Raw genomic sequence first — 13,132 nt, 5'->3', positions numbered from 1 at the left:
AATTCTTGAAAAGGGTTGGACCCCGAACTTCGGTTCGAGGTCCAACCCTTTTTTGCTGTGCGTCACTTGAAGTTCACGTTGCGGAACCAACATCCGCAGCATGGGTACTGCTGCAATGCTCAGGGCTGCCGGCGTCGGAGTCGGTGACGAGGTCGTCGTACCGGCCTTCGGGAACACCGAGGTCGCCGAGGCCGTGGTGCTGGCCGGAGCGCTTCCGGTGTTCGCCGACATAGACCCGGTCACCTACTGCCTGGACGCGTCTTCTGTCGAGGCGGTCGTGACCGCACGGACCGCGGCCGTGGTCGTCGTGCACCGCTTCGGGCGGTCCGCCGACATCGCGCGGCTGCACGGCGTTGGTCAGCGGCACGGGCTGCTCGTACTGGAGCAGGGCGAGTCCGAGGCGCCGTACGACGAGATTGCTCAGCGTCGGCAGCGGGCCGCCTATCTGGACTCCAAGCTCAAGGGCGTGTGGACGCCCGACGGGGGTGACGGGCACACCTACCAGCAGTACGTGGTCCGCGTGCCCGGGAACGGGCGCCCCGACCGGGACGCCTTTGCTCGCGCCGTGCGGGCCCGTGGTGTCGACTGCAAGGTGCCGGTGAAGACACCCGTGCACCGGCTGCCGGAGTTCCGTCGGTGTGTGTCGTTGCCGGAGACCGAGCGGGCCGCCGACGAGACGCTCACGCTGCCCGTCGACGCCGCGCTGGCCAAGCGGGACATGCAGAGGATTGTATCCGCGTGCAACGCGCTTGGCGGGCTGCTTCAGCCTGCCGTCTGAGCGCCCTTGCTAGGTGCGCTTTTTGGGATGGAAGCGGAAGAACTCCCAGACCAGATCTGTGGCGTTGAGCGTCGTGTCGGTGAACGCCATGTCGCTGTTGGAACCGCCGGGCCATGAGTGGGTCATCTCGGACAGGCGGTAGGTGACCACCCGGGAGCCGTCCGCGCAGCGCGCCGTGGTGCGGGTGGCCTGCTTTTCCACCTTCCTCGGCGAGTCCGACTCACAGCGCAGACGTTTCTCCCAGGCCTTGATTCCGGCGTCGAACTCGCCGTAGTACCTGTCCAGTTCGCCGATGAAGGTGATGACCGAGACCGGGGATTCGGGGACGTAGGTCTTGTCCTCCATCGCCGATCCGATGTAACCGCCGCTGACCGGGGCGATGGCGGCGAAGATGTCGTGGAGTTCTACGGCGGCCTTGAAGGACATGTCACCGCCGTTGGAGATGCCGGTGGCGTAGATGCGGTCCGGGTCGGCGTTCCATTTGTCGATGAAGCGGTCGGTGATCGTGCGCAGAAAGCCCACGTCGTCCTCCGATCCGCAGCAGATCAGGGCGTTGAAACCCTGGTTGTGGCCGTCGGGATAGACGACCAGGAAGTTCTCCTTGTCGGCTTTCGCGGTCAGGCCGGTGATCTGTGCCGCGTAGTCGCCGGTGCCCGGGTACGGGTGCATGGCGATCACCAGGGGGAGCCGCTTGTCCGGGGTGTAGCCGGGAGGGGCGTGCACCTTGTAGGTGCGTGGGGTGCCCTTCCAGGTGAGCTTGACCGACTGGTCGCCGGGGCGCGGGACTTCCCGCTGCTGCTTCGGGGACGGGCTGGACTTCTCGGAGGTGGCCGAGCCTGCCTTGCCGGAGTCCGGGTCGGAGGAGCAGGCGGTCAGGCAGAGGGCGGTGCTCAGGGCTGCGGCGGCGAGTGGGCCGCGTAAGGACGTAGTGCCTCGGGTCAGCATGCGCCGCATGGTGGCAGGAGCGGGTGGCGCGGTCCAGAGGAATGGGTGGTTCGAAGCATGTGCGAATTGAGGGTATGATTTAGCTCGTTGTCACGGGGGAGACCTCGAAGGCAACAGGCCCCTATAGCTCAGTCGGCAGAGCGTCTCCATGGTAAGGAGAAGGTCAACGGTTCGATTCCGTTTGGGGGCTCCAGCAGAAAAGGCCTCCGCCCTTACAGGCGGGGGCCTTTTCGCTTGTCCCCGATGCCCCGGGCTCAGTCCTTGTGGAGGCCAGGTACGCGCATCGCGAGGATCGCCATGTCGTCGGACGGGGCGTCCGAGGCGAAGCGCTCCACGGCGCGCATGATGCGGGCGGCGACCGCGCCTGCCGTCAGGCCCGTGCAGGTCGTCAGGACGTCGATGAGGCCGTCGTCGCCCAACATGCGGCTGCCTTCCCGGCGTTCGGTGACGCCGTCCGTGACGCACAGCAGGACGTCGCCGGGATCGAGCGTCACGGTCTGCTCGTAGAGCTCCAGGTCCTCCATCACGCCCAGCAGGGGCTGGGGTTCGGCGGCCGGTTCGACCGTGCCGTCCTGGCGCAGGCGGAGCGGGAGCGGGTGGCCGGCGCAGACCACCTTCAACTCCGCGCTGCCGTCCTCCTGCGGGTGCAGTTCGCCGTAGAGGAGGGTCAGGAAGCGGCTGCGGGCGCCCTCGTCGAGGATCGCGGAGTTGAGGCGCTCCAGGACCGCCGGGCCGCTGAGGCCCTCGCGGGCCAGGAGGCGCAGGGCGTGCCGGGCGAGCCCGGTGACCGCCGCCGCGTTCGGGCCCGTACCGCAGACGTCGCCGATGGCGAAGCCGTAGGCGACGTCGCTGATCGGGAAGAGGTCGTAGAAGTCGCCGCCGACTTCGTTGCCCTCGCCGGCCGCTCGGTAGATGACCTCGACCTCGACGCCGTCGATCTCGGGGAGTTCGGGCGGCAGGAGGCTGCGCTGGAGGGACTGGCTGATGGCCGTGCGCTCCGAGTACAGGCGGGCGTTGTCGAGGGCCAGGGCGGCTCGGCGGGAGAGGTCTTCGGCCAATTCCAGGATTTCCTGGCGGAAGTGTTCGTCGGTCGGCTTGCCGAGGGTCAGCATGCCGATGACGCGGTTGCGGGCCACGAGGGGGAGGACGACGGTCTCGCCGCCCACGGCCGAGGCGGTGGCGAGGGTGGGGCCGATGCCCGTGCTGATGCGGCCGACCGGCTCGCCCAGGCCCAGGCTGCGCATGGAGGTGCGCAGCGCGGCCTGGTGGGCGGCCGCGGCCGGGGCCGCCCAGACGCGGGCGCCGGGGGTGGGGACCGGGTCGGGCGGGGCGATCTTCGAGAGCAACGACTTGATGCCGTCGATGAGTTCCTCGTCCTCGTGCAGGACGTACGAGAGGTAGGGCTCCGAGGCCTGGTCGGCGATCGTGTAGACCGCGCACCACGTGGCCAGGGTCGGCACCGTCATCTGGGCCATCAGGGCGAGGGTCTGGTCGCGGTCCAGGGTGCCGGCGAGCAGGTCGGAGGCCTCGACCAGGAAGCTCAGCGAGCCTCGGCGCAGGCGCTCCAGCTCTCCGAGGCGTGCCGATTCGACGGCCAACGCGATGCGGTCGGCGGCGAATTGGAGCCGTAGGGCCTCTTCGTTGGAGTATCTGCCGGGGGCCTCCGCCGCGACGCCGAGGGAGCCGGTGAGGCGGCCCTCGACCTTCAGGGGGACCGTCACGACCGAGCGCATGCCGGTGCCGCTGAGGAGCGGGACAGCGCCCGGGACCGCCGTGAGGTCGTCGTGGACCGCGGGCATGCGCGCGGAGCCGTAGCGGCCGGGGCCCGCCTCGACGGGCACGCGGGCGAAGCGCTGGCGGGCGGAGGGCAGGCCGGTGGAGGCGCGGACCTCCAACTCGGTCTCGTCGTCGGTCGCGAGGAGCAGGAAGGCGGAGTCGCCGTCGAGCATGTCGCGGGCGCGCTCCACCGTGCGCTGGAGGAGGCCGTCGAGGTCGTCCGGGGCCGGGGAGCCGATGAACACCTCGAAGGGGTCGGTGCTCTGCCCCTCGCCGGAGCCTCCGGCGTCGGAGGACGGAATGCGGGACGGCGTCTGCAGGACCGCCCGTTCGTGGTCCCGGACGAGCAGGCAGACCGTGGAGGGCTCGCCGCCGGTGTCGCGGACGCGGAGGTGGGAGGCGTAGACCGGCGTCACCCGGCCGTTGGCGCCGCGGATGCCGTAACTGCCCTCCCAGCGGGAGAGTTGGAGGGCCTCCGCGATGCCGGTGCCGGTGCCCGGGGTGTGCGGCCAGGCGGCGAGGTCGGTGAGGGGTTTGCCGGTGACCTGCTCGGCGGGGTAGCCGAAGAGTTCCTCGGCGTCCTCGTTCCATGCCGAGATGGAGCCGGTGCGGTCGATCTGGACGACGGCGACGCGGACGCGGCCGTCGGCGAGCGGGAGGAGGTCGGCGGGGAGGGAGGGGCCCGCGGCTCGGGTGCCCACCGGGCGTTCGGGGAGGTCGAGTTGGAACCAGACCTGCTTGTGCGTGGGGGTGTACTCGACGCCCCAGCGGCCGGCCAGCGCCGCGCACAGCTGGAGGCCGCGGCCGCCCTCGCGGTCGGGGCTGCCCATGTTGACGGCCGTGCCCTGGAGCGGGATCTCGCGCTCCGGGTAGCGGTCGGCGACCTCGATCCGGACGCCGTCCTCGGCGCGCAGGCACAGGACGTCGGCGGAAGTGCCCGCGTGTACGACGGCATTGGTCACCAGCTCGCTGGTGAGGACCACGGCGTCGTCGACGATGTCGGCGAAGCCCCAGCCCTGGAGGGTGTCGCGGACGAACGAGCGGGCGCTCGCGACGGATCGCCCGACGGGCTCGAAGCTGGCGGCCGCGCGCGCGGTGATCACAGAACTCCTCGACCGGTTGTCGACGTACTGGGCTCCGTGGCCGACCGGCTCCTGCCACTGACGCGGCAGTCCGCCCTTCGGCCGGGGGTCCGAGGGCTGCTCCCCCGGGATCAGTCCGGTGGTCATGTGTGCGGCCGCCCCTCCGATGCCCGCTCGTCTCCGTGCCACCGCCCTAGCCGGACGGACCGGTGCGGCTGGACAGCCGCATGCAAGGTTACTTACCTTCGCCGTCCACGCGGATGCCGGTCTGCAGTGTTTCCGCCCAGAGGGTGTGCGGACCGTGTGCGAAGCTGCCGAACTGTTATGGCCGGGTTCAGCCGGGGTGAAACACTGGGCAAGCTTCTTGTGAAGGTCCGGGCAGGCCGAGTGTCTTTCGCGTACGACGGGCAGCAGCCCGTGGTGCGGCCTGGTATATCCGGCAGAAATACCCAGCAGTAACCGGCACGCCGAGCAGGAGTGCCGGGAGCACGGCAGTGACGGTCGACCCCTGCGGGAGGGACACAGTGGAGTCTGGCGCAGCGACGCGGGGCACTAAGACGCGCGCGAAAGGCGGACAGTCCCTGATGAACCAGCGCAAACCGCGCGGTGGGACCACCACGGTGGAGACGGCCGCTCTGAACCGACTGCTGACGGCCCTCGTCTCCATGCGGGACGGGAACTTCCGCAAACGGCTCACGGTCTCCGGCGACGGCGTGATGTCCGAGATCGCGGCCGTCTTCAACGAGGTGGCCGACCGGAATCTGCATCTGACCGGCGAGCTGTCGCGGGTGCGGCGCATGGTGGGCCGCGAGGGCAAGCTCACGGAACGGCTGGAAACGGGCGCCTGTGAGGGCTCCTGGGCGGCCGCCATCGACAATTCCAACGCTCTTGTCGACGATCTCGTACGGCCCGTCTCCGAGGTCGGCCGGGTGCTCTCCGCGGTTGCGGAGGGTGATCTGTCGCCGCGTATGGAGTTGCGGACGCAGGCGCCGGACGGGACCGGGCATCCGCTGCGCGGGGAGTTCCTGAAGGTCGGCCGTACCGTCAACAATCTCGTCGACCAGCTGTCCACGTTCACCGACGAGGTCACACGGGTGGCCAGTGAGGTGGGCACCGAGGGCAAGCTGGGCGGGCAGGCACGCGTGCGTGGGATGTCGGGTTCGTGGAAGGACCTCACGGACTCGGTCAACACGATGGCGTACCGGCTGACCGCGCAGGTGCGGGACATCGCGCTGGTGACCACCGCGGTCGCCAAGGGTGATCTGTCCCGGAAGGTCACGGTTCATGTGGCCGGCGAGATGCTGGAGCTGAAGAACACCGTCAACACGATGGTGGACCAGCTGTCGTCCTTCTCCTCCGAGGTGACCCGGGTCGCGCGCGAGGTGGGCACCGAGGGCGAGCTCGGCGGGCAGGCGCAGGTGCCGGGTGTGGCCGGGGTGTGGAAGGACCTCACCGATTCGGTGAACCTGATGGCCGGGAACCTCACGGCCCAGGTGCGCGGTATCTCACAGGTCACCACCGCGGTCGCCAACGGCGATCTGTCGCAGAAGGTGACCGTGTCGGCACGCGGTGAGGTCGCGCAGCTCGCGGACACCATCAACCAGATGACGGAGACGCTGCGGATCTTCGCGGACGAGGTCACGCGCGTCGCCAATGAGGTCGGCGCCGAGGGCCGGCTGGGCGGCCAGGCCAATGTGCCGGGCGCCGCGGGCACCTGGAAGGACCTGACGGACTCCGTCAACACGGTCTTCAGGAACCTGACGATCCAGGTGCGCGACATCGCCGCGGTGACGACGGCGGTGGCCAACGGTGACCTCTCGCAGAAGGTCACCGTCGATGTGGCCGGCGAGATGCTGGAGCTGAAGAACACCGTCAACGGCATGGTGGACCAGCTGTCGTCCTTCGGTTCCGAGGTCACGCGCGTGGCGCGCGAGGTCGGTGTCGAGGGTGAGCTCGGCGGGCAGGCTCAGGTGCCCGGGGCCGCGGGGACGTGGAAGGACCTGACGGACTCCGTCAACACCGCGTTCCGCAACCTCACCGGACAGGTGCGCAACATCGCCCAGGTGACCACGGCGGTGGCCAACGGCGACCTCTCGCAGAAGGTCACCGTGGACGTCTCCGGCGAGATGCTCCAGCTGAAGAACACTGTGAACACGATGGTGGACCAGCTGTCGGCCTTCGCCGACCAGGTGACGCGGATGGCCCGGGACGTGGGCACCGAGGGGCGCCTCGGCGGTCAGGCCGTCGTGCCGGGCGTGTCGGGGACGTGGAAGGAGCTCACCGACTCCGTCAACTTCATGGGCGGCAACCTGACCTCGCAGGTGCGGCAGATCGCCCAGGTGACCACGGCGGTGGCCCGGGGTGACCTCTCCCAGAAGATCGACGTCGATGCGCGCGGCGAGATCCTGGAGCTGAAGAACACCATCAACACCATGGTCGACCAGCTCTCCGGATTCGCCGAGCAGGTGACCCGGGTGGCCCGTGAGGTGGGCACCGAGGGGCGCCTGGGCGGTCAGGCGCAGGTGCCCGGCGTGGCCGGTGTGTGGCGCGATCTGACCGACTCCGTGAACGGCATGGCCGGCAACCTCACCGCCCAGGTCCGCAACATCGCGCAGGTCGCCACCGCGGTGGCCCGGGGTGACCTGTCCCAGAAGATCACCGTGGACGCGCGCGGGGAGATCCTGGAGCTGAAGAACACCCTGAACACGATGGTCGACCAGCTGTCGTCGTTCGCGGAGGAGGTCACCCGCGTCGCCCGCGAGGTGGGTACGGAGGGCCAGCTCGGCGGTCAGGCCGAGGTGCAGGGTGTCTCCGGCACCTGGAAGGACCTCACCCAGTCCGTGAACTTCATGGCGAACAACCTGACCATCCAGGTGCGCAACATCGCCGAGGTCACGACCGCGGTGGCCAAGGGCGACCTGTCCAAGAAGATCACCGTCGACGCCAAGGGCGAGATCCTGGAGCTCGTCACCACCGTCAACACGATGGTGGACCAGCTCTCCTCCTTCGCCGAGCAGGTGACCCGGGTGGCCCGTGAGGTGGGCACCGAGGGCATCCTGGGCGGCCAGGCGCATGTACCGGGTGTCACGGGCATCTGGAAGGACCTCAGCGACAACGTCAACCTGATGGCCAAGAACCTGACCATGCAGGTGCGGAACATCTCCCAGGTCGCGGCGGCGGTCGCCAACGGCGACCTGACCCGGACGGTGACGATCGAGGCGCGCGGCGAGGTCGCGCAGCTCGCGGACACCTTCAACACCATGGTGAAGACGCTGAGTTCGTTCGCCGACCAGGTCACCAAGGTGGCCCGTGAGGTGGGCACGGACGGCATCCTGGGCGGCCAGGCGCGGGTGCCGGGCGTGGCCGGTACCTGGAAGGACCTCACCGAGTCGGTGAACCAGATGGCGTCCAACCTGACCGGTCAGGTGCGCAACATCGCCATGGTCACCACCGCCATCGCCAAGGGTGATCTGACCAAGAAGATCGACATCGACGCCCGGGGCGAGATCCTGGAGCTGAAGACGACCATCAACACGATGGTCGACCAGCTCTCCTCCTTCGCCGAGGAGGTCACCCGCGTCGCCCGCGAGGTGGGCACCGAGGGACAGCTCGGCGGCCAGGCACGCGTGCGTGACGTCGACGGAACCTGGCGCGACCTCACCGAGTCCGTGAACGAGATGGCCGGGAACCTCACGCGGCAGGTGCGTGCCATCGCGCGCGTGGCGACCGCGGTGACCCGCGGCGACCTGAACCTGAAGATCGACGTCGACGCCTCCGGCGAGATCCAGGAACTCCAGGACTACATCAACAAGATGATCGCCAACCTGCGTGACACCACGATCGCCAACAAGGAGCAGGACTGGCTCAAGGGCAACCTCGCCCGGATCTCCGCGCTGATGCAGGGCCGCCGGGACCTCCAGGACGTGGCCTCGCTGATCATGAGCGAGCTGACGCCGGTGGTCTCCGCGCAGCACGGCGCGTTCTTCCTGGCGATGCCGGACGCGAGCCATGGCGGGGAGGACCAGTACGAGCTGCGGATGCTGGGCTCGTACGGCTACTCGATGGGCTCCATGCCGACCTCGTTCCGGCCGGGTGAGGCCCTGGTCGGGACGGCGGCCCAGGAGAAGCGCACGATCCTGGTCGAGAACGCGCCCAGCGGCTATCTGAAGATCTCCTCCGGGCTCGGCGAGGCCCCGCCCGCGCAGGTGATCGTGTTGCCAGTGCTGTTCGAGGGCAAGGTGCTCGGTGTGATCGAGCTGGCCTCCTTCACGCCGTTCACGCAGATCCAGAAGGACTTCCTGAACCAGATCGCGGAGATGATCGCGACCAGCGTCAACACCATCTCCGTCAACACCAAGACCGAGCAGCTGCTCAAGCAGTCCCAGGAGCTGACCGAGCAACTCCAGGAGCGGTCGGCCGAGTTGGAGAACCGGCAGAAGGCCCTCCAGGCGTCGAATGCCGAACTGGAGGAGAAGGCCGAGCTGCTGGCCCAGCAGAACCGGGACATCGAGGTGAAGAACACCGAGATCGAGGAGGCCCGGCAGGTCCTGGAGGAGCGTGCCGAGCAGCTCGCGGTGTCGATGCGCTACAAGAGCGAGTTCCTCGCCAACATGTCGCACGAGCTGCGTACGCCGCTCAACTCGCTGCTGATCCTGGCCAAGCTGCTCGCCGACAACGCCGAGGGCAACCTCTCCCCGAAGCAGGTGGAGTTCGCCGAGACCATCCACGGGGCCGGTTCCGACCTGCTCCAGCTGATCAACGACATCCTCGACCTGTCCAAGGTCGAGGCGGGCAAGATGGACGTCTCCCCGACGCGTATCGCGCTCGTCCAGCTCGTCGACTACGTCGAAGCCACCTTCCGCCCGCTGACCGCGGAGAAGGGCCTGGATCTGTCGGTGCGGGTGTCCCCGGAGCTGCCCGCCACGCTGCACACCGACGAGCAGCGGCTGCTCCAGGTGCTGCGCAACCTGCTGTCCAACGCGGTGAAGTTCACCGACTCCGGGTCGGTAGAGCTGGTCATCCGGCCGGCCGGGGCGGATGTGCCGGTCGGGATCCGGGAGCAGCTGCTGGAGACCGGTTCGCTGCGGGACGCGGACGCCGGTCTGATCGCCTTCTCGGTGACCGACACCGGCATCGGGATCGCGGCCAGCAAGATGCGGGTGATCTTCGAGGCGTTCAAGCAGGCCGACGGCACGACCAGCCGCAAGTACGGCGGTACGGGCCTCGGGCTCTCGATCTCCCGGGAGATCGCGCAACTGCTCGGCGGCGAGATCCACGCGCAGAGCGAACCGGGGCGCGGCTCCACCTTCACGCTGTATCTGCCGCTGCACCCGAGCGAGCTGCCGCCGCAGGGTTACCACCAGCAGCCCATGCCCGCCCTGGGGGCCGGTGACCTGGTGGCGTCGGCCGAGGATCTGTCCGAGCTGTCGGACGTGGAGATCGAGACGCCGGCCGAGGTGAGGTCGTACCGGGAGACGCAGAACGGCGCCGCCGCGCTCTTCCGGCGCCGGCGCCGCCGGACCGCCGCCGAGCTCGAACAGCGGCCCGTGCAGCAGGAGCAGTGGCCTTCCGTGGAGCAGGAGGCGGTGCCACAGGTGCGCCGGGGCATCCGGTTCGGCGGGGAGAAGGTGCTGATCGTCGACGACGACATCCGCAACGTCTTCGCGCTCACCAGCGTCCTGGAGCAGCACGGCCTGTCGGTGCTGTACGCCGAGAACGGCCGGGAGGGCATTGAGGTGCTGGAGCAGCACGACGACGTGGCGGTCGTCCTGATGGACATCATGATGCCCGAGATGGACGGATACGCGACGACCACGGCGATCCGCAGGATGCCGCAGTTCGCCGGGCTGCCGATCATCGCCCTGACCGCCAAGGCCATGAAGGGCGACCGGGAGAAGGCGATCGAGTCCGGCGCCTCCGACTACGTCACCAAGCCGGTCGACCCCGATCACCTGCTGTCGGTGATGGAGCGGTGGATGCGGGAGGAGTGACGGGATCGGTCGGGCTTCGTACGGGGTTGGTACGGGCCTGGTGAGCGGGCTGGGGAAGGGCGCGGCGGGAGCCTACGGTGTTCACCCGGAGTCGCTGACGCAGTGTGCTCGATGCCGTGTAGAAGTACGGGATTCGGGGAACCTTCTGGTCTCCCGCTACGTTTTTGCTATGTGCACAGTGACATGGCGGTGACAGGGTGTGGCGACAGGCGGGGTGCGGCTACCATGACCGGCACGAGGACGGGCGGCGCAAGGGAGTCGTCCCCTGGGGCGGCACCCACCGGTGCTTCCCCAAGTCCTGTGGACAGGGGAGGCCCCATGCCGGGGCGAGGAGGGCGGGCCATGGTGCAGAAGGCCAAGATCCTCCTGGTCGATGACCGGCCGGAGAATCTGCTCGCGCTGGAGGCGATCCTCTCTGCGCTCGATCAGACGCTGGTGCGGGCATCGTCCGGGGAGGAAGCGCTCAAAGCACTGCTCACGGACGACTTCGCGGTCATTCTGCTGGACGTCCAGATGCCGGGAATGGACGGCTTCGAAACAGCCGCGCACATCAAGCGCCGGGAGCGGACCCGGGACATCCCGATCATCTTCCTCACCGCGATCAATCACGGTCCCCATCACACCTTCCGCGGGTATGCCGCCGGTGCGGTGGACTACATCTCCAAGCCCTTCGACCCGTGGGTGCTCCGGGCGAAGGTCTCGGTGTTCGTCGAGCTGTACATGAAGAACTGCCAGCTCAGGGAGCAGGCGGCGCTGCTGCGGCTCCAGTTGGAGGGTGGCGGCAGGGCCGCGGGTGCCGAGACGAAGGAGCCGGCGGGGCTGCTCGCCGAACTGTCGGCGCGGCTCGCGGCGGTCGAGGAGCAGGCCGAGGCGCTGTCCAAGCAGCTCGACGACGAGTCGGCGGACGCGGCGGCCGTCGCCACGGCGGCTCATCTGGAGCGCAAACTCACCGGACTCAGGCGCGCGCTGGACGCGTTGGAGCCGGGTGCCGGGAACACGTCCTCGGTGCCCTCGCAGAACTGACGCCCGGACGAGGCGCGTTGGAGATGTCCTCTTTGTGAACGCGCGTCAGTTCGGCGCCGTCGTAACGGCGACACGAACGGGTGAAGCAGTGGGCGCACGTGTCCGCTGTCGTCTCCACCGGTAACCTCACACCTATGGCCTCACGTCCCTCCGCAGCCAAGAAGCAGCCCGCGAAGAAGGCGGCCGCTCCCGCGAAGGGTCCGGCGAGGAAGGCCGCTGCGAAAAAGGCTCCCGCGAAGAAGGCGCCCGCCAAGAAGGCCGCGGCGAAGAAGCCCGCGCCCAAGCCGGCCCCGAGCCCCACCGGGGGGATCTACCGGCTGGTGCGCGCCGTCTGGCTCGGGCTCGCGCACGCCGTCGGCGCCGTGTTCCGCGGCATAGGGCAGGGCGCCAAGAATCTCGATCCGGCCCATCGCAAGGACGGCGTCGCGCTGCTGCTCCTCGGTCTCGGCCTGATCGTCGCCGCGGGCACCTGGTCGAATCTGCGCGGTCCCGTAGGCGATCTGGTCGAGATGCTGGTGACCGGCGCCTTCGGCCGGCTCGACCTGCTGGTGCCGATCCTGCTCGCGGTGATCGCCGTACGGTTTATCCGGCACCCGGAGAAGCCCGAGGCCAACGGCCGGATCGTGATCGGCCTCTCGGCGCTCGTCATCGGCGTCCTCGGGCAGGTGCACATCGCCTGCGGCTCGCCCGCCCGCAGCGACGGCATGCAGGCGATAAGGGACGCCGGCGGCCTCATCGGCTGGAGTGCGGCGACCCCGCTGACGTACACGATGGGCGAGGTCCTCGCCGTACCGCTGCTGGTGCTGCTCACGGTCTTCGGGCTGCTGGTCGTCACGGCCACCCCGGTCAATGCCATCCCGCAGCGGCTGCGGCTGCTCGGGGTCAAGCTCGGGATCATCGACGACCCCGAGCCGGAGGAGTTCACCGACGACGAGCGCTACGACGACCAGTGGCGCGAGGCGCTTCCCGCGCGCACCCGCAGGCGGGGACCGGCGCCCGAGGCGTACGACCCCGACAACGCCGAGCAGGAGGCCCTCTCGCGGCGTCGTGGGCGGCCCCGGCGGTCCGCGGTGCCCCAGCCCGACATGAGCCGTCCCATGGACGCCGTGGACGTCGCCGCGGCCGCCGCCGCCGCGCTGGACGGCGCCGTGCTGCACGGGATGCCGCCCTCGCCGATCGTCGCCGACCTCACCCAGGGCGTGAGCGTCGGGGACCGCGAGGAGACCACCCCGACGCAGACCCCCGTCCCGGCCGCGCGGCCCAAGCAGGAGAAGCTGAAGGCGGAGGTCGCCGACCTCACCAAGCCCGCGCCCGAGGCCCCCACCGACCTGCCGCCGCGCGCCGAGCAGCTCCAGCTCTCCGGTGACATCACCTACTCCCTGCCGTCGCTCGACCTCCTCACGCGCGGGGGCCCCGGCAAGGCGCGCAGCGCGGCCAACGACGCGGTCGTCGCCTCGCTCACCAACGTCTTCAGCGAGTTCAAGGTCGACGCCGCCGTCACCGGCTTCACGCGCGGGCCGACGGTCACGCGCTACGAG

Annotated in this window: 6 protein-coding genes and 1 tRNA gene; 5 read left to right on the top strand and 2 right to left on the bottom strand. The window is 69.3% G+C overall.

The window, feature by feature from the left end; translation table 11 throughout:
* The first annotated feature begins 115 nt into the window (after positions 1-115).
* A complete protein-coding gene (locus H4N64_RS42620; RefSeq protein ID WP_186287999.1) occupies positions 116-778 on the top strand; it encodes a DegT/DnrJ/EryC1/StrS family aminotransferase in 663 nt (220 codons plus the stop codon).
* A 9-nt stretch (positions 779-787) separates the two neighbouring features.
* Here the strand turns inward: H4N64_RS42620 and H4N64_RS42615 are convergent, their stop codons facing one another.
* The gene (locus H4N64_RS42615; protein ID WP_260860349.1) at positions 788-1,723 is read right to left on the bottom strand and encodes an extracellular catalytic domain type 1 short-chain-length polyhydroxyalkanoate depolymerase; all 936 of its coding nucleotides are present in this window, start codon (positions 1,721-1,723) and stop codon (positions 788-790) included.
* 117 nt (positions 1,724-1,840) lie between these two features.
* On the opposite strand from H4N64_RS42615, the gene H4N64_RS42610 reads away from it, so the two are divergent.
* Positions 1,841-1,916 (top strand) — tRNA-Thr (locus H4N64_RS42610).
* Positions 1,917-1,977: 61 nt separating this feature from the next.
* On the opposite strand, the gene H4N64_RS42605 is transcribed toward H4N64_RS42610, so the two are convergent.
* Positions 1,978-4,728: a SpoIIE family protein phosphatase gene (locus tag H4N64_RS42605; protein WP_186287997.1), complete on the bottom strand. Its 2,751-nt coding sequence runs from the start codon at positions 4,726-4,728 to the stop codon at positions 1,978-1,980.
* A 437-nt stretch (positions 4,729-5,165) separates the two neighbouring features.
* On the opposite strand from H4N64_RS42605, the gene H4N64_RS42600 reads away from it, so the two are divergent.
* From H4N64_RS42600 to H4N64_RS42590, 3 genes are all read left to right on the top strand, one after another.
* Complete coding sequence (locus H4N64_RS42600; protein ID WP_222110064.1) at positions 5,166-10,571, top strand: HAMP domain-containing protein; 5,406 nt, start codon at positions 5,166-5,168, stop codon at positions 10,569-10,571.
* 342 nt (positions 10,572-10,913) lie between these two features.
* Positions 10,914-11,594 carry a response regulator gene (locus H4N64_RS42595; protein ID WP_186287995.1) on the top strand — a complete coding sequence of 227 codons (681 nt, stop codon included), beginning with the start codon at positions 10,914-10,916 and terminating at the stop codon, positions 11,592-11,594.
* 134 nt (positions 11,595-11,728) lie between these two features.
* A partial coding sequence (locus H4N64_RS42590; RefSeq protein WP_260860347.1) for a DNA translocase FtsK occupies positions 11,729-13,132 on the top strand: 1,404 nt, incomplete at its 3' end.

The organism is Streptomyces cupreus, assembly GCF_014257025.1.
In the GTDB taxonomy this organism is placed as follows: domain Bacteria; phylum Actinomycetota; class Actinomycetes; order Streptomycetales; family Streptomycetaceae; genus Streptomyces; species Streptomyces cupreus.
Note: the sequence above shows the minus strand (reverse complement) of the source record. Positions and strands in the feature narration are given on the sequence as shown.